The 17,252-nt window shown below is 72.1% G+C and carries 16 protein-coding genes; 10 read left to right on the plus strand and 6 right to left on the minus strand.

The features are described 5' to 3' along the window. Window positions 1-116 precede the first annotated feature (116 nt). The 6 genes from BM288_RS08615 to BM288_RS08640 all read left to right on the plus strand — a co-directional run bounded on the left by BM288_RS08615 (window position 117) and on the right by BM288_RS08640 (window position 5,772). Window positions 117-842, plus strand: a complete 726-nt coding sequence (locus BM288_RS08615; protein WP_092917983.1) for a biotin--[acetyl-CoA-carboxylase] ligase — start codon at window positions 117-119, stop codon at window positions 840-842. 17 nt (window positions 843-859) lie between these two features. Beyond that, window positions 860-1,342, plus strand: coding sequence for a PH domain-containing protein (locus tag BM288_RS08620; protein ID WP_177220320.1), 483 nt, complete (start codon window positions 860-862; stop codon window positions 1,340-1,342). Window positions 1,343-1,386: 44 nt separating this feature from the next. Next, window positions 1,387-2,703, plus strand: a complete 1,317-nt coding sequence (locus BM288_RS08625; protein WP_092917987.1) for a UDP-glucose dehydrogenase family protein — start codon at window positions 1,387-1,389, stop codon at window positions 2,701-2,703. After that, window positions 2,700-3,821: a 5-(carboxyamino)imidazole ribonucleotide synthase gene (locus BM288_RS08630; protein WP_092917989.1), complete on the plus strand. Its 1,122-nt coding sequence runs from the start codon at window positions 2,700-2,702 to the stop codon at window positions 3,819-3,821. Before BM288_RS08625 ends, BM288_RS08630 begins: the two co-directional genes overlap by 4 nt. Before the next feature lie 65 nt (window positions 3,822-3,886). Then, window positions 3,887-4,408 carry a 5-(carboxyamino)imidazole ribonucleotide mutase gene (gene purE, locus BM288_RS08635; protein ID WP_092917991.1) on the plus strand — a complete coding sequence of 174 codons (522 nt, stop codon included), beginning with the start codon at window positions 3,887-3,889 and terminating at the stop codon, window positions 4,406-4,408. Next, entirely contained in the window at window positions 4,405-5,772 is a 1,368-nt protein-coding gene (locus tag BM288_RS08640) for an LCP family protein (RefSeq protein ID WP_092917993.1), read from the plus strand. Before purE ends, BM288_RS08640 begins: the two co-directional genes overlap by 4 nt. Here the strand turns inward: BM288_RS08640 and BM288_RS08645 are convergent. After that, on the minus strand, window positions 5,769-6,878 hold the full coding sequence (locus BM288_RS08645; protein WP_092917995.1) for a glycosyltransferase family protein: 1,110 nt from the start codon (window positions 6,876-6,878) through the stop codon (window positions 5,769-5,771). The two genes, BM288_RS08640 and BM288_RS08645, sit on opposite strands and share 4 nt — an antisense overlap. A 25-nt stretch (window positions 6,879-6,903) precedes the next feature. Then, window positions 6,904-7,887, minus strand: coding sequence for a dTDP-glucose 4,6-dehydratase (rfbB, locus tag BM288_RS08650; RefSeq protein WP_092917997.1), 984 nt, complete (start codon window positions 7,885-7,887; stop codon window positions 6,904-6,906). Between the two features lie 93 nt (window positions 7,888-7,980). Here rfbB and BM288_RS08655 point away from each other — a divergent pair, with 93 nt between their 5' ends. Beyond that, on the plus strand, window positions 7,981-8,910 hold the full coding sequence (locus tag BM288_RS08655; protein ID WP_143103071.1) for a glycosyltransferase: 930 nt from the start codon (window positions 7,981-7,983) through the stop codon (window positions 8,908-8,910). A gap of 11 nt (window positions 8,911-8,921) precedes the next feature. On the opposite strand, the gene BM288_RS08660 is transcribed toward BM288_RS08655, so the two are convergent. Continuing rightward, complete coding sequence (locus BM288_RS08660; RefSeq protein ID WP_092918001.1) at window positions 8,922-9,869, minus strand: glycosyltransferase; 948 nt, start codon at window positions 9,867-9,869, stop codon at window positions 8,922-8,924. A 3-nt stretch (window positions 9,870-9,872) separates the two neighbouring features. Beyond that, the gene (locus BM288_RS08665) at window positions 9,873-11,054 is read right to left on the minus strand and encodes a glycosyltransferase (protein ID WP_177220321.1); all 1,182 of its coding nucleotides are present in this window, start codon (window positions 11,052-11,054) and stop codon (window positions 9,873-9,875) included. A gap of 42 nt (window positions 11,055-11,096) precedes the next feature. Here BM288_RS08665 and BM288_RS08670 point away from each other — a divergent pair, with 42 nt between their 5' ends. Beyond that, on the plus strand, window positions 11,097-12,077 hold the full coding sequence (locus BM288_RS08670) for a lysylphosphatidylglycerol synthase domain-containing protein (protein WP_177220322.1): 981 nt from the start codon (window positions 11,097-11,099) through the stop codon (window positions 12,075-12,077). Here the strand turns inward: BM288_RS08670 and BM288_RS08675 are convergent. After that, the gene (locus BM288_RS08675; protein ID WP_092918005.1) at window positions 12,028-13,029 is read right to left on the minus strand and encodes a glycosyltransferase family 2 protein; all 1,002 of its coding nucleotides are present in this window, start codon (window positions 13,027-13,029) and stop codon (window positions 12,028-12,030) included. The two genes, BM288_RS08670 and BM288_RS08675, sit on opposite strands and share 50 nt — an antisense overlap. Before the next feature lie 79 nt (window positions 13,030-13,108). Here BM288_RS08675 and BM288_RS08680 point away from each other — a divergent pair, with 79 nt between their 5' ends. Then, window positions 13,109-14,641, plus strand: a complete 1,533-nt coding sequence (locus BM288_RS08680; RefSeq protein WP_092918007.1) for a hypothetical protein — start codon at window positions 13,109-13,111, stop codon at window positions 14,639-14,641. Window positions 14,642-14,717: 76 nt separating this feature from the next. On the opposite strand, the gene BM288_RS08685 is transcribed toward BM288_RS08680, so the two are convergent. Then, window positions 14,718-16,010: a cell wall-binding repeat-containing protein gene (locus BM288_RS08685; protein ID WP_092918009.1), complete on the minus strand. Its 1,293-nt coding sequence runs from the start codon at window positions 16,008-16,010 to the stop codon at window positions 14,718-14,720. Between the two features lie 369 nt (window positions 16,011-16,379). Between BM288_RS08685 and rfbA the strand changes: the two genes are divergently transcribed. Beyond that, window positions 16,380-17,246: a glucose-1-phosphate thymidylyltransferase RfbA gene (gene rfbA, locus BM288_RS08690; RefSeq protein ID WP_092918011.1), complete on the plus strand. Its 867-nt coding sequence runs from the start codon at window positions 16,380-16,382 to the stop codon at window positions 17,244-17,246. Window positions 17,247-17,252 lie beyond the last annotated feature (6 nt).

The raw sequence follows: 17,252 nt of genomic DNA on the forward strand, positions 1-17,252 counted from the left end.
TAGAGGTCGCCGCATGCGCAGCCTTTGTGGACTCCCACAGCGTCTGCGGCCGAACCGCTGGCGATCCCCTCCATCCGATGCGCCTCCGGGGCTGTGCCGAGGCCTAGCCTTGAGCCATGCTCTTCCCCGGCGCCGCCCGCATCGCGAAGGTCGTCGAGCTCGATTCGATCGGTTCGACCTTCGATGCCGTCGACGAGCGCGCCGCGCACCTGACGACGTGGGCGACGCTCGACCAGCGCGCCGGGCGCGGCAGGCTGGGCCGCGAATGGGTCAGCCCCGCCGGCAAGTGCCTGTCGGCGACGGTGCTCGTGCACACCAGGCGGATGCGCGACGACGCCATCGCCTGGATGCCCCTCGCGGCGGGACTCGCGCTCGCGGACGCGCTCGACACCCTCGTGGGCGATCGGGCGGGGATCAAGTGGCCCAACGACGTGCTGATCGAGGGCAGGAAGATCGCCGGTGTGCTGTGCGAGCGGCGCAAGCACGCGGTCGCGGTCGGCTTCGGCGTGAACCTGACCCTCGAGCGCGACGAGCTGCCGACGCCGCAGGCCACGTCGCTGACGCTCGAGGGCGCGGAGGGCACGGCGCCGGTGCTCGCCGACGCGGTGCTGTGGCACATGCTGCGCTCGCTCGATGCGCTGCTGCCGGCCCTGGGCGGGGAGGGGCTGCACGCAGCGGTGGCCGCATCGCTCACCACCATCGGCCGCGAGGTGCGCGTCGAGCTGCCCGACGGCGAGCTGCTCGGCACCGCTGTGGGCCTCGGCAGCGCCGGCGAGCTGCAGGTGGCGTGCGGGGACGAAATCGTCGACGTGCGGGCCGGTGACGTCATCCACGTGCGCTGATGCGAGAGAATCGTCGGGTGCCAGCCGGCGAGGAGCGAATCATCGCGCGCATGCGACCGCATGGGCGTGCCCTCGTGGTGCCCGTGCTCGTGCTGTGGTTGTGCGTCGGCCTGGCGATGCTGCTGCTCGATCGGGTCGACTGGCCGTTCTGGAACATCGCCGTGCTCACCGTCGCCGCCATCGTCGTCGTGCTGCTGACCGTCGTGCCGACGCTCGCGTGGCTCTCGCGCGGCTTCACGTTCACCACCGAGCGCGTCATCATCCGCACGGGCTTCGGCGGCACCCGACGCGAGACCATGCTCGCCCGCGTGCATGACGTGACCGTGCGGCGGCGCGGGCTGCAGGCGCTGTTCGGTGCCGGCGACGTGCTGCTCTCGACCGGCGGGGACCGCGCCGTCATCCTCTCCGACGTGCCCGCCGCCCCGCTCGTGCAGCGGATGCTCTCCGAGCTGCTGGGCGCGCGCGGCATCGTCACCCCCGACGCCGGCGTCGGCGCCTGAAATACTCTCCGCATCGGCTGGTGCGGCACGCAGAAGGAGCTCAGATGAAGATCGCCGTGATCGGATGCGGTTACTTGGGTGCAGTGCACGCTGCCGCCATGGCGTCGCTCGGCTACGAGACCGTGGGCGTCGATGTCGACGAGGCGAAGATCGAGCGACTGCGCCGCGGCGAGCCGCCCTTCTACGAGCCGGGCCTGCCCGAGCTGCTCAAGGACGGGGTGGATGCGGGCACGCTGCGCTTCACGACCGACATCGGCGAGGCCGCCGGCAGCGACGTGGTCTTCATCGCTGTCGGCACGCCGCAGCGCGCCGGCTCCGATGCCGCCGACCTCACCTACGTCGACGCGGCGGTCGCGTCGCTCCTGCCGCACATCGGCCCCGGCACGCTGGTGGCGGGCAAGTCGACCGTGCCCGTCGGCACCGCGCAGCGGCTCTCCGAGCTGGTGACGGCGACGGGTGCTGCGCTCGCCTGGAACCCGGAGTTCCTCCGCGAGGGCTTCGCCGTCCAGGACACGCTCACCCCCGACCGACTGGTCTACGGCGTGGCCGACGGCGACGAGGCCGCCGTCGCACGGCTCGACGAGGTCTACGCCGGTATCCTCGCCAGCGGCACCGAGCGGCTGGTGATGAACTTCGCCACCGCCGAGCTCGTGAAGGTGAGCGCCAACGCCTTCCTCGCCACGAAGATCTCCTTCATCAACGCGATGGCCGAGCTGTCGGAGACCGTCGGTGCCGACGTGACCCAGCTCGCCGATGCGATCGGCCTCGACGCGCGCATCGGCCGGCGCTTCCTGAACGCCGGCCTCGGCTTCGGAGGCGGCTGCCTCCCGAAGGACATCCGGGCGTTCCAGGCTCGCGCCGACGAGCTCGGCCACGGCCGGTCGCTCGGCTTCCTGCGCGAGATCGACCAGATCAACCTGCGACGCCGAGACCGCATGGTCGAGCTCATCGAGGGCCAGCTCGCCGCGGTCGGCGGCGATCGGGTGGGCATGCTCGGCCTGGCCTTCAAGCCGAACAGCGATGACGTGCGCGACTCCCCGGCGCTGGACGTGGCGCGCACGCTGCAGGAGAACGGCCGCGTGGTGAAGGCGTTCGACCCGGAGGCGGCGGAGACCGCGCGCCGCTCGGTGCCGACGCTCGAGATCGTCGACTCGATCGACGAGGCGATCGCGGGGGCGGACGTGCTCGCACTCGGCACCGAGTGGCAGCACTTCCGCGACCTCGTGCCGGCGGAGGTCGCCGGCGCGACCACCGCGCGCGTGATCGTCGACGGCCGCAACACGCTCGACGCGCGCGCGTGGGCCGCAGCCGGCTTCACCGTCATCGGCCTCGGCCGCCCGGACACGGTGCCGACAGCATGATCGTCGGCGTGGTCGGCGGGGGACAGCTCGCCCGCATGATGATCCCGGCCGCGATCGAGCTCGGCGTCGAGATCCGCGTGCTCGCCGAGGGCGAGGGCATGTCCGCCTCGCTCGCGGCCACCGCCGTCGGCGACTACCGGGACGCATCCGTCGTGCTCGCCTTCGCCGAGGACGTCGACGTCATCACCTTCGACCACGAGCACGTGCCGCAGGAGGTGCTGCGGGCGCTCGTGGATGCGGGCGTCGCGGTGCACCCGGGCCCCGACGCGCTGCGCTTCGCGCAGGACAAGCGCCAGATGCGGGCGCGGATGGCCGAGCTCGGCGTGCCGCAGCCCGACTGGGCACCGGTGGATGCGGTGGGCGACCTCGAGCGGTTCCTGGCCGACCACGGCGGCGTCGGGGTCGTGAAGACCGCCACCGGCGGCTACGACGGCAAGGGCGTGCGAGTGGTGCGCTCGGCCGCCGAGGCGAGCGACTGGCTCGACGGCGCCGCGGCGGGCGGGCCGCGGCTGCTGGTCGAGGAGCTCGTGCCGTTCAGCCGCGAGCTCGCGCAGCTGATCGCGCGGCGGCCCTCGGGCGAGGCCGTGGTGTGGCCGCTCGTGCAGACGGTGCAGGAGCAGGGCATCTGCGTCGAGGTGCTGGCACCCGCGCCGCACGCGGCGAGCATCCAGCCCGTGGTCGACGACGTCGCCAGGGCGGTCGCGGAGGGCATCGGAGTCACGGGCGTGCTCGCGATCGAGATGTTCGAGACCACCGACGGCCGGGTGCTGATCAACGAGCTCGCCATGCGGCCCCACAACTCCGGGCACTGGACGATCGACGGCGCGGTCACGAGCCAGTTCGAGCAGCATCTGCGCGCAGTGCTCGACCTGCCGCTGGGCTCGACCGCGCTGCTGGCGCCGACGAGCGTGATGGTGAACGTGATCGGCGGGCCGGACTCCGGCTCCATGACCGACCGGTACGCATCCGCCCTCGCCGCCCATCCGGATGTGAAGGTGCACTCCTACGCGAAATCGGCCCGACCCGGTCGCAAGGTCGGGCACGTGACCGCCGTCGGCGACGAGCTGGACGAGGTCGCCTACCGCGCCCGCGCCGCCGCCGCGCAGTTCGACGCGTGAACGCGGATGCGGGACCCGGCGGGGCGGATCCGACACCCATAGGCGGCGGCCGTACCCTGGACGGCATGGCAGCGCAGGTCAGCATCATCATGGGCTCCGACTCCGACTGGCGGGTCATGGAGGCGGCGAAAGCCGTGCTCGATGAGCTCGGCGTCGCGTCGGAGGTCGACGTCGTCTCCGCGCACCGCACGCCGCAGAAGATGGTCGACTTCGCGCGCGGCGCCGCCGACCGCGGCGTGCGCGTCATCATCGCCGGAGCCGGCGGAGCAGCGCATCTGCCCGGCATGGTCGCCTCGATGACCCGGCTGCCCGTCATCGGCGTGCCGGTGCCGCTGGAGAAGCTCGACGGGCTCGACAGCCTCCTCTCGATCGTGCAGATGCCGGCCGGCATCCCGGTCGCCACCGTCTCGATCGGCGGCGCCCGCAACGCCGGCATCCTCGCCGCCCGCATGCTGGGTGCGTTCGACGCCGAGCTCGGCACGCGCCTCGATGCGTTCGCGGCCGAGCTCGAGCGCCAGGTGGACGGCAAGGCGCAGGCCTTGCGGGAGCGCGTGGCGACGGGCGAGCGCGCGGAAACGGGCGCATGACGCTGCTGGAGACCGGCACACCGATCCGCCACCCAGACTCGCGCCGCCCGGAGGTCATGCAGCGTCGCGGCTGGTGGCTCGTCATCATCGGGTTCCTGCTGCCCGGCAGCGCCCAGGTGCTCGCCGGCAGCAAGCGGCTCGGCCGCATCGGGCTCGTCGCCACCCTCGTGCTGCTGGTGCTGCTCGCGATCGCGGGCGTCATGTGGTTCGCCGCCCGCGGTGCGCTCATCACGATCGTCGGCAACTCGATCGGCCTGCTGGTGATCGAGGTGCTGCTGATCGCCTACGCCGTCCTCTGGCTCGTGCTCGGCCTCGACACGCTGCGGCTCGCCCGCCTGCGCAAGGTCACGGGCGGCGCGCGGGGGGCGATCGCGATCGTCGCCGTGCTTGCCACGGTCGTGCCCGCGGCGTTCGCCGGCTACGGGGCCACGCTGGTCGACGCCACCCGCGGCCTGGTGGGCAGCATCTTCGACTTCGCGCGGCCCGCCGTGGAGCCCATCGACGGCCGCTACACCTTCCTGCTGCTCGGCGGCGACGCCGGCGACGATCGCGTCGGCCTGCGCGCCGACTCGATGACCGCCGTCACCGTGAACGCGGAGACCGGAGCGGCGACGATGATCGGCGTGCCGCGCAACCTGCGCAATGCTCCCTTCTCGGAGGGCTCGCCGATGTGGGGGCCGTGGCCGGACGGCTTCGATTGCGAGTCGAGCGACTGCCTGCTGAACGGCACCTACACCTACGGCGAGGCGCACCCCGAGCTCTACCCCGACGCGGTCGCCAACGGCTCGAGCCCCGGCATCGAGGCGACCCGCGACGCGGTCGAGGGAGTCACGGGCCTCGAGCTGCAGTTCTTCGTGCTCGTCGACATGCACGGCTTCGCCGATCTCGTGGATGCGCTCGGCGGGATCGACGTCGAGGTGGCGGAGCGCGTCGCCCTGGGAGTGGACGGCGCGGAGCCCTTCGCCTACATCGAAGCGGGCCCCCAGCACCTCGATGGCGGGCACGCGCTCTGGTACGCGCGGTCGCGCTACCAGTCGAACGACTACGAGCGGATGGCTCGCCAGCGGCAGGTGCAGGAGGCCATCGTCACGCAGTTCACGCCGCAGACCCTGCTGACGAAGTACACGCAGCTCGCAGCAGCCGGGCAGGACATGGTCGAGACCGACATCCCCCAGTCGATGATCGGCTCGCTGAGCGAGCTGGCGCTGCAGACCAGGCAGATGGAGATCACGAACCTCGAGCTGGTGCCGGAGCAGGGTATCGACACCGGCGCCCCCAACTTCGACGCGATCCACGCGCTGGTGCAGCAGACGCTCGCGGAGGCGGACGCGCTGGTGCCGCCGAGCCAGTCGCCGGCGCCCTAGAGCTCGGCCTGGAGCTCCCACACCTGCCGGGCGGCGCCCTCCCAGGTGAACGCCTGCGCGCGGTCCTGCGCGTGCAGGGCGAGGCTCGCGCGTCGCTGGTCGTCGCCCAGCAGCTCTGCCAGCGCACCCGCCAGCTCGTGCGCGCCGCCCTCGACCGCGACGCTCGTGCCGCCGGCGATCTCATCCAGCGAGCGCGTCGCGGGATGCACCGTCGGGGTGCCGAGCGACCCGGCCTCCAGCAGCGACAGCCCGAGCGCATCCTGCTCGTTCGTGTGCAGGTGCGCGAGCGCCCGCCGGTAGACCGTGGCGAGGTCGGCATCCGAGAGGTCGCCGAGCATCACCAGCCGGCCCGCCGGGATGCCCGCCTCCACGGCGATGGCGGCGAGGGTGGTGTCATCCCACTCGACCGGGCCCGCGACGACGACCCGGACATCCGGCATCTGCGCGCTGACGATGGTCTCCACCAGCCGCTCGGCGTGCCCGCGCCCGCTCGGCTGCGTGAGCGCGAGCACGTACTCCTGGGGCAGGGTCAGCGCGCGCGCCGGCGGCGCTGCGGCCGCCGCGAGCAGTGCGGCAGAGGGCGCCGGCGGCACGACGCGCAGCCGCCCGGCGAGCTCGTCGTCGAGCAGCGAGAGATCCTCGGCGACCGCGGTGGTCGGCACCACGATGCCGTCGGCGCGGGCGAGGGCGCGCCGCAGCGCACGATCGAACCAGCGCTGCTTGCGCTCCGAGCGATCGGAGAAGGGCTGCAGCCCGTGCACGGTGACCGTGACCTGATCGCCCACCTCGCGCTCGCGGGGGAGCGGCGCCATCAGGCTCGTGGCGTGCACCAGGCCGCGCACCGGGATCGTGGTGATGCTGTGCAGCCACGCCTCGCGCAGCTCCCGGGCGGGCACGGCCGTCTGCCGCAGCTCGGCGAGACCGGGCAGCTGCGCCTTCGCGCGCGCCGCGCGGGCATCGGTGATCTTGGGCGAGATCCCGGCGACCTCGAAGCCCTCTGGCGCGGTGGCGATCAGGCCCCGGGCCATCTCGGCCGAGTACCGCCCGACCATCGTGACCGACTGCTCCGCGACCTCGTCGAGCACCACCGTGAGTCGATCGCTCATGCGTCCTGCCCGTCTCCGCGGCGGTTCACAGCGCGGCTCGTTCCTTCAGCGGCTCCCACCACGAGCGGCGGTCGCGGTACCACTGCACCGTCTCGGCGAGCCCCTGCTCGAACGGCACCTGCGGCGCGTAGCCGAGCTCGTCGGCGATCTTGGAGCTGTCGACGGAGTAGCGGAAGTCGTGGCCCTTGCGGTCCTCGACGTGCTGCACCGACGAGCCGTCGCGGCCGGTGGCCTCCAGCAGCAGCTCGGTCAGCTCGCGATTGCTGAGCTCGGTGCCGCCGCCGATGTTGTAGATCTCGCCCGGGCGGCCGCCGGCGAGCACCAGCGCGACCCCGCGGCAGTGGTCGTCCACGTGCAGCCAGTCGCGCACGTTCTCGCCGTCGCCGTAGAGCGGCACGGGCAGTCCGTCGATGAGATTGGTGAGGAACAGCGGGATGAGCTTCTCGGGGAAGTGGTACGGCCCGTAGTTGTTCGAGCAGCGCGTGATGCGCACGTCGAGGCCGTGCGTGCGGTGGTAGCTGCGCGCGAGCAGGTCGCTGCCGGCCTTCGACGCCGAGTAGGGGCTGCCCGGCTCGAGCGGGCATGCCTCATCCCACGAGCCCTCGGCGATCGAGCCGTACACCTCATCGGTCGAGACATGCACGAAGCGGCGGATGCTGTGGCGCAGTGCCGCGTCGAGGAGCCGCTGGGTGCCGACCACGTTGGTCTCGACGAAGACGGAGGCGTCGCGCACCGAGCGGTCGACGTGGCTCTCGGCGGCGAAGTGCACGATCGCGTCGACACCCGGCAGGATGCGGTCGAGCAGACCGGTGTCACGGATGTCGCCGTGCACGAAGCGGTAGTGCGGATGCTCGGCCACGGGGGCGAGGTTCGCCAGGTTCCCGGAGTACGTCAGCGCGTCGAGCACGGTGACGGACGCCCCCTCGAGCCCGGGCAGCCGGTCGTCGAGCGCCATCCTGACGAAGTTCGAGCCGATGAAGCCGGCGCCGCCGGTCACGAGGATCTGCACGTCTCGGGAAGCCTCTCGGTCAGTGGGGGGACCGGCCGAGTCTACCGCCGCTCGCGACCGGTGCGAGCGAGGCGCGGCCGCTATCGTGGCCAGGTGCGCGCATCTATCCCCTCTGCCGTGAGAGCGATGCGCTCGCGGGCGCGCGGCGCCGGCCTGCGCGCGCTCGGCGTCGCCCGCGGCACGGGCTTCTACGACGACGCGCCGACTGCGCGCACGGTCTCCGAGCTCGCCCGGCTGCGGCTGCACAACCTGGTCTCGCGGCGCGACGTGCGCGGCACGGGGGATGCCGTGGTCGTCATGACCACCGTGGCGCCGCGCATCCATCTCGTCTGGGCGGCGATCGAGTCGATCGCGCGCGGCAGCGAGCGCCCGCGCCGGCTGGTGCTGTGGCTCGACGACCCGAGCCTCGCGACGCTGCCGTCCTCGCTGCAGCGTCTCGAGCGGCGCGGGCTCGAGGTGCGGCACGTCGAGCCGGGCCTCGGCGTGCACACCAAGTGGTTCCCGCAGGTGGATGGGGGAGCCCCGCACCGATCGGCGATCGTCACGAGCGACGACGACCAGCTCTACCCGAGGGCGTGGCTCGCCGATCTGCTGGGGGCCGCCGCGCGGCATCCTGGCGCCGTGATCGCCCACCGAGCGCACCGGATCGAGGTCGAGGGCAGCGCACCGAAGCCGTACGTCGAGTGGCGGCCGGTGGCCCACACGCGGCCGAGCTTCGCCGGCTTCGGCACCTCGGTGTCAGGGCAGCTGCTGCCCGTGCAGCTGCTGGAAGCGCTCCGCGAGCGCGGCCGCGCGTTCCTGGAGCTCACGCCCACCGCCGACGACGTGTGGCTGCACGCGACGGCTGTGCGTGCGGGCATCCGCACGGCGCAGGTGCGCGAGGTGGCAGCGAACTACCCCTTCGTGCCGGGCACGCAGACCACCGGGCTCTACTGGCACAACGTCTTCGGCGAGGGCAACGACCGGCAGATCTCAGCCGCGCTCGGTGCGTCCGAGATCGAGCGCATCGCCGCCGACGACTGAGTCGCCCGGGCTCACCAGGTGCCCAGCAGCAGCACGAGGCGCAGCAGCACGACGTCGCGCGGGTCGCGGCGCAGCTGCGGTGCGATCCGCCACAGCGCCCGCCGCGAGGCGAGGTCGCTGCGGTCGAACAGCGGGGCCACGGCCGCGAGCCGGGCGCCGAGTGCGCCCTCGGCGAGCTCAGCGCTCAGCCGTGCCACCGCACCGCACTGCCGGCGGTACTCGCCGTTCGCGAGCTTCCCGCCGCGCACCGCTGCCTGCCGCAGGCCCACGTTCGCGCCGGTGGTGTTCTTGCCGTGCTGGCGGTAGTCGAGGGTCGACTCGTCGTCGATGTACCAGCTGCCGCCGGTGGCGCGCACGATGGCGTAGGCCAGCCAGTCGTGCGGCACCGAGGGGTCGATGCGAGCGGGGTCGGCCACCACCTCGCGGATGGTCGCGAAGGCGCGCGCGGACATCAGGAAGGTGCAGCCGGGCCCGGCCGACTCGAGCAGGAAGTCCAGCTCGCGCTGCGGCTGCGACTTGCGCAGCATCCGTGCGGCGGTGGCGTGCTCGGGGTCGGGCCCCCAGAAGGCGAGCACGTCGCTCGAGACGGCGTCGGCGCCGCGGGAGCCGAGCAGCGCCCACTGGCGCGAGAGCTTGTCGAGGTGCCAGAGATCATCCTGATCGACGAAGGCGACCGCGTCGGCGTCGGCGACGTCCGCCTCGCGGACGAGGCGCAGGAAGTTGCCGGGCGCGCTGCCCGAGCGGCGCGCCGGCAGCACAGTGACGCGCGGGTCGTGTGCGGCGGAGGCGACGATCGCCGCGGTGCCATCGGTCGATGCGTCGTCCGAGATGACCAGTCGCACCTCGACGCCCTGCTGGCCCAGCACCGTGCGCAGCTGCTCGTCGATGTAGCGCGCGCCCTGATGCGTGGCCATCAGCACGACGATCCGCGGCACCGCGGTCGCGCCGTCCTCGGCCATGGCTCAGCGACCGCGCTGCACGAGGGCGAGCAGCCGCTCGCGGTAGCGGGCACCGACCGCCGGCATGGCGAAGCGCTCGGCGGCCGCGGGTGCCGCGCCGCCCAGCTGCCGCACGCGCTCGTCATCGGCGATGAGCTGTGCGATCGTGTCTGCCAGCGCAGCGGGGTCGCCGGACGGCACGACCGCTGCGGCCCCGTCGACCGCGACGTCCGCCAGTCCTGGCAGGTCGCTGACGACGACAGCGCAGCCTGCGAGCATCGCCTCGAGCAGGGCGACGGGGAGGCCGTCCTGATCCCCGTTGCGGGCGATCACCGACGGCGCGACGACCACGTCGGCGCGCGCGTACTGCTCGGCGAGCGCCGCGCGGCCCTGCTGCCCGAGGAATCGCACCGGCAGGCCCCTCGCCTGGGCCTCGAGCGTCGCTCGGAGGGGACCGTCGCCGACCACCGTCAGCTGCCAGCCCTCCGGCAGGGTGCGCAGCGCGCCGAGCAGCACGGCGACGCCCTTCTTCTCGACCAGCCGGCCGACCAGCAGCAGGCGCAGAGGCTCCCCGGGCGCGCGGGGCACGCGGTCGACGGAGCTCGCGCCGATATCGGCGCCCATCGGCTCGACGCTGACGCCCTCCGGCGCGGCACCGAGTTCGACCACGCGCTCGGCCATGTCCTGGTTCATCACCGTGACGCCGGCGGCGCGGCCGAGCACCCAGCGCTTGACGCGGCGCATCACGCCGCCGTTCAGCGCGTACAGGTCGCCGCCGAGGGTGGTGACGAGCATCGGCACACGCCCGGCGAGCGAGCGCACCACGATCCCCTGCGGCACGATCCAGTGCACGTGCACCGCGTCCGGCTGGAACTCGCGCATCGCCCGGCGGGTGGCGAGCCACTGGGCCGCGAACAGCGAGGGGACCTGCAGCCAGAGCGATCGCCGCGCGCGCAGGTTCTCGAGGATCGCGCCGTGCGCGAGGGCCTCCCAGCGACGGGGGAAGTAGGCGTAGCGGCGCACGCGCAGCGCTCCGTCGGCCTCCTCGGCGGCGGCCTCGGGCACGCGGGGCACCAGCACCAGCACGTCGAAGGCCTCGGCCTCCTCCAGCGCCAGGTCGCGCACGAACGCGGGCGTCCCGTCACCGGCGCTCGCGGGGAACGTCGAGGCGACGACGAGCAGGCGGGGACGAGCGGCGGTATCCATCGCCACCATCGTCCCACGAGGGGCGCGGCTAGGCTTGCACCCGTGCCTGCCGCCGCTTCGAACGCCTCCCGACGTCGCGCTGCGCTGCTCCGGGCGGTGCGGATCGGCTTCGCGGTGGTGGTGGTCGCCTGCATCGCCTGGTTCGTGATCGCCTCGTGGTCCGACGTGGCGGCCGCGCTCGCCCAGCTGCACCTGGCCGTGGTCGCGGGCGCTGTGCTGGCAGCGATGGTGGGCATCTGCTTCGCGATGCTCTCGTGGCGCGCGTGCATGCGCGCGCTCGACGCGACCCTGCCCCTCGGCGCATCAGCCAGCACCTACTTCGTCGGTCAGCTGGCGAAGTACGTGCCGGGCAGTGTCTGGGCGGTGCTCGCGCAGGCGGATCTGGCGGCGAGGCACGGCATCGGCCGCAGCGTCACCGCGGCCGCCTCGCTCGCGCAGATGCTCGTCAGCGTGCTCTCTGGCATGCTCGTCGGCGGCGTCGGCCTGCTGCTCGCCGGCTCGGAGGTGCTGCTGACGTACTGGTGGATCGCACCGGCCAGCCTGCTGTGCGCTGTCGCGCTGTGGCCGCCGCTGCTGCAGCTGGTGCTCCGCCTCGCCGGGCGGGTCCTCCGCCGCGACGCGCTCCGCGAGGTGACGGTGCGACCCGCCCCGATGCTCGCCGCCACCGGCTGGTGCGCACTGATGTGGATCGCCTTCGGCGTCCACTTCGCGCTCCTCATCGCCCCGCTGGTGGATGACCCGGGCACGCTGCTGCTGGCTGGCTCCGCCTACGCGTTCGCCTGGGTCGCCGGCTTCGTGATCATCTTCCTCCCCGCGGGCGCCGGCGCTCGGGAGGGCGTGCTCGTGCTCGCGCTCGGCGGGGTCATCGGGGTGCCCGCGGCCCTCTCGATGGCGCTCGTGAGTCGCTTCGCGATGCTGCTCGGCGACGTGGTGGTCGCGGGCGTGGGCTGGCTCGGGCTGCGGCGGATGGGACTCAGGCCGCAGCCGACCGGTGCTGATGCTGCGGGTCCTCGGGGAACGTGACCCAGTTGCGCGTCGCACCGTAGCGATCGAGCTTGTCGAGCTCCAGCGAGTCCTCCTGCAGGGAGCGCGTGATGCGGATGAGGTCGGCGATCGCACCCATGGCGAACGACAGCAGTGCGCCGACGAACAGGAGCACGCCGAGCAGGATCGACTGCACGTGGTCGCCCGGGGTCTCCAGCCACACCAGCACCAGGTAGCGCACGAACGGGATCGCCCCTGCGATCGCGAACAGTGTGCCGAGCGTCGCGAAGAAGACGTAGGGCTTGTACATGAAGTAGGCGCGCAGGATCGCGAGGCCGGATTCGCGCATGTGCTGCCAGATGTTCTTGAACAGCCGTGATTCGCGGGTCTTGGCGTTGGTGGTGACCGGGATCGATGTGATCGCCAGGCGCTTGTTGCCGGCCTGGATGATCGTCTCCATGCAGTAGCTGAAGCGCGTGACGATGTTGAGCCGGATCAGCGCGTACTTCGAGTAGGCGCGGAAGCCGCTCGCGGCATCAGGGAGGTCGGTGCCCGCCGCCTGGTTGACGACCCAGCTGCCGAACCGCTGCATGGCCTTCTTGAACGGCGAGAAGTGCTCGATGGTCTGCGTCTGACGATCGGCCACGACGATCTCGGCCTCGCCTCGGAGCACCGGCTGCACGAGCTCGCCGATCATCTCCTGCGGGTACTGGTTGTCGCCGTCGGTGTTCACGACGATGTCGGCCCCGTGCGACAGCGCGTACTCGATCCCGTCGTGGAACGAGCGAGCGAGCCCCATGTTGCGGCGGTGGCGCACGAAGTGGCGCACGCCGTGCTCCCGGGCGACCTCGACCGTGCGGTCCGACGAGCCGTCATCGATCACCAGGATGTGGATCTCGTCGACCCCGGGGATCTCCTTCGGGATCGTCTCGAGCACCATCGGGAGCGTCTGCTCCTCGTTCAGGCACGGGATCTGGATGAACAGCTTCACGGGGCCCCTTTCGCGACACACGAGTCTACCGTCGATCCCCACGCGTGCTCGCTAGACTGCGCGGGGCAAGGCGCCCGAGATGAGGGGTGATGCTGTGCTGCGCGAGCGGATGCGTACGGTCGGCGAGCGGATGCGCGGTGCCGGAGTGCGCATGCACAGTGCAGCGGAGCTGATCCTGCGGGCGGTGGGCAGCCGCTGGACGACCGCGCTGATCCTGCTCTGGCTGGGTCTCGGCTCGGCCTGGATCGCGCTGACCGCCCGGATGGGCATGGTCTTCGACGAGGAATGGCACCTCGACTCGATCGCGGTGCACGCGCAGCACGCGCTGCCCTGGTTCCCGACCGAGGCGGCGCAGGAGGGTGTCGGCGCGACGAGTCGCAGCTCCTCCTACCTCTATCACTACCTGCTCTCGTTCCCAGATCGCTGGATGGCCGACGCCGGTGCCGCGGAGTTCGATCGCGTCATCGTGCTGCGGCTGCTGACCGTCGCGATGCACGTCGGTGCGGTGCTGTGCATGATCGGAGCAGTCCGCGCGGCCGGCGTCTCCGGCACGGTGGCGAACCTGGCGGGTGTGGCCTACGCGGCGCTCCCCGTCACCCCCTTCCTCGCCGCACAGGTCAACTACGACTCAGCGATGCTGCTGCTGGTCGCCGCATGCGGCTGGGTGGCGGTGCGCCAGTTCGCCGGCGGCGCGACCTGGCTCGGGGTGCTCGGCGCGGTCGCGCTGGGCCTCGCCGCGGTGCTCACGAAGTTCCACGCGGCGCCCATCGTGCTCGTGCTGCTCGCGTTCGTGGCGCTGGCGGTCATCCGCGGCCGCGCGCTGCCGGCGCGGCCGGCCCGCCGCCCCGGGATGATCGCCCTGGCCGCCCTCGCGCTCGTGACGCTCGTGCTCGTGGCGCTCTGCGTCGAGCGCTTCGTGCTCAACATCGTCGAGTACGGTTCCCCCTCGCCCGACTGCGCCGCGGTGCTGAACGAGCTGCGATGCTCGACGTACGGCGTCTGGGAGCGCAACAGGGAGGCGGATGCGGCCTTCGCCGACCTGCCGCTGTCGCTGAGCACCATGACGCAGTTCTTCTTCGACGAGTGGGTGCCGCGGCTGATGGTCTACCTGCAGGCCGTCTGGTATTGGTTCGCGCCGCCGGTCGTCTCCACCTTCGTCTCCGTCGCGATCCCGATCGCGGTGATCTCCGTCATCGCCATCGCCGCCGTCGTGTGGCCCACCGCGCCGCGCCTGCGCGAGCTGCTGCCGATCGTGCTCTCGAGCGTCCTGTACCTGGCGATCCTGTTCTGGCACAACTTCGGCGACTGGCGGGCGTTCGGCGCGCCGCTCGGCGTGCAGGGCCGCTACCTGCTGCCAGCCGTCGTGCCGATCACGGCGCTCGCGATGCACGGCGCCGCGGATTCTGTGCGACGAGCCCGCATCGGCGCACCGCTGCTGGCGCTGACGGCCATCGCCATGCTCCTGATCGCGACCCAGGGCGGTGCCGCGGCGTTCATCATCTCCGCGCAGCCGGGCTGGTATCAGCCTGGCGGCCCGCTCGAGGGCCTCACCGACAACGTGCGGCAGGTCGTCGACGTCTTCGTCGGCGCCGTGGCCGTGCCGTCGATCTGACGCGCCGCGGCGTCGGCCGTGGAGTCGAGCTGAAGCGCCGCGGCGTCGTCCGTGCCGTCGACCGCGAGGATCGGTCTCAGTCGGTGCCGAACGTGAGCACGTAGTACCAGTAGCCGTCGCTCGAGCGCGCGACGCCCACGCCGATGTGCTCCATCGATGCGCGCTGGATGTTGGCTGCGTGCGCGGGCGAGGCCAGCCACGCGGCCATCATGCGGTCGGGATCGGGGCGCTCGCCGCCCCACGTGCGGCCGACGTTCTCAGCCCACGAGCGCATGCCGCACGCGCGTGCCTGCACCGTCAGCGACGGGTTGTGCACGCCGCCGGACAGCTGGCGGGCCGCCATCTGGTTGGCCCAGCCCTGCGCCATCGCATCGAGGCACGCGTGCCGCGCGAGCCCCGGCAGCGGCGGATCCTGCTCCGCGCGGTTGGCGTCCACCGCGACGTCGATCGCGGATGCTGCCGCGAGGGAGTCGCAGTTGCGCAGCTGGGCTGCCGCGCTGCTCACCGAGGGCGGTCCGCCGAGCGCGACGACGTCCCTCGCCCCGACTCGGTTCGCATCGACGGCGACCGCATCGGTCGACGCGCACGGCGGGTTGGTCAAGTAGAGCGGGCTGCCCGTGGTGCCCGACAGGATCGCGCCGCCGAGCGCATCGGGGAAGTTCGCCCCGCTCGCGAGCAGCATCCGGCCGACGGGTGCCGTCGTGGTGAAGGCCTGGTTGACAGCGACGGCCGTGGCGTAGCGGTCGGAGCCGGCGATCCGCTCGACCGTGCGCCCCGTCTGGCGCAGCGCCGACTCGACATCGTTGCCGACCGAGGCTGACGAGCCGACGATGAGGAAGCGGGCTGTGCCGACGAGTCGTGCCGAGAGCTGCTGTTGGAAGTACGCGTCGGCGCCGGTCGTCAGTACGAGCCCGTGGCCCTCGCGGGCTGCGACTGCACCGGCGGCCAGGGCATCAGGGAAGTTCCGGCCGCTCGCCACCCAGACGTCGGCGGCCGGCACGCTCAGGCGCAGCCGGTCGAGCAGCCGCATCGACGTCTCCACCCGGTTGGCGCCGGCGATGCGCTCGATCCGAGCACCTGGCGCGAGCGCAGCAGCCTCCTGCTGCACGGCGCTCGAGATCGTGGGCTCGCCACCGACGAGCACGATCTTCGTGGGGGAGAGCCTGCGGATCTCGTTCTCGATCGACGGCGGGATGTCGTGCGACGGCGTCAGCAGCATGTGCGCGTCCTCGGCGGCGGCGACGGGCGCTGCGGCGAGTGCGTCCGGGTATGTCTGCCCGGAGACGAGGAAGACCGTGGCGGAGCTGCCCATCTCGCGGGACATCGCGGCACTCGCGGCGTAGCGGTCGGGTCCGTCGATGCGGTCCACCAGGCGTGAAGCCTGCGCAGGCTCGGCCGGAAGCAAGGTGGCGCCCAGGGCGACTGCTGCGATCGCGGCAAGGACGAGGGCAGCGTGTGAGCGCACTCCGGTGCGAGGGGAAGACACGAAACAAGCTCCGATGTTGGGTGGGGGACAGGAAGCATCTTGCCGTCCGTGCACACTCCGCGTCAATGAAAACTCCCGGCCGCACCCGCCGGATCCGATTCGACGGCGGTCGCGCACGGCATCCGCACAGCCGGTCGTGCACGACCCGTGTCGGTCGCGAGCGTGCGCGAGGATGCCGGCCCGAGCGAACCGCGAGGCGCGCAGTAGACTGTTGGCGCCGCGCTCGGCGGCACCAAGACGATTGGAGCGTCGATGCGCGGCATCATCCTGGCCGGTGGCTCTGGCACCCGGCTGTGGCCGATCACGAAGGGCATCTCGAAGCAGCTGATGCCCATCTACGACAAGCCGATGATCTACTACCCGCTGTCGACGCTCATGATGGCCGACATCCGCGAGGTCCTCGTCATCACGACGCCCGAGTACAACGAGCAGTTCCGCGCGCTGCTCGGCGACGGCGCTGCCCTCGGCATGGACATCCAGTACGCCGTGCAGCCCAGCCCGGACGGCCTCGCGCAGGCCTTCATCATCGGCGAGGAGTTCCTCGACGGCGAGTCCGCCGCACTGGTGCTCGGCGACAACATCTTCCACGGCACGGGCCTCGGCTCGAGCCTGCGCCAGCACCGCGACGTCGACGGGGGCCTGGTGTTCGCCTATCCGGTCTCCAATCCGCGCGCCTATGGCGTCGTCGAGTTCGACGACGACATGCGAGCGGTGTCCATCGAGGAGAAGCCCGAGCAGCCCAAGAGCAGCTACGCGGTCCCCGGGCTCTACTTCTACGACAACGACGTGGTCGAGATCGCCAAGTCGATCCGTCCGAGCGCGCGCGGCGAGCTCGAGATCTCGAGCATCAACGAGCACTACCTGAACGCGGGCAAGCTGCAGGTGCAGGTGCTCGACCGGGGCGTCGCGTGGCTCGACACGGGCACCTTCGAGTCGATGATGCAGGCGAGCGAGTACGTGCGCGTCATCGAGGACCGCCAGGGGTTCAAGATCGGCTGCATCGAGGAGATCGCCTGGCGCGCCGGCTGGATCGACGACGCACAGCTCGATGCCCTCGCGCAGCCGCTGCTGAAGAGCGGCTACGGCGAGTACCTGCGCGGTCTGCTCGCGCAGCGCTGACACTGC

Source organism: Agrococcus baldri (assembly GCA_900114805.1).
Classification (GTDB): Bacteria; Actinomycetota; Actinomycetes; order Actinomycetales; family Microbacteriaceae; genus Agrococcus; species Agrococcus baldri.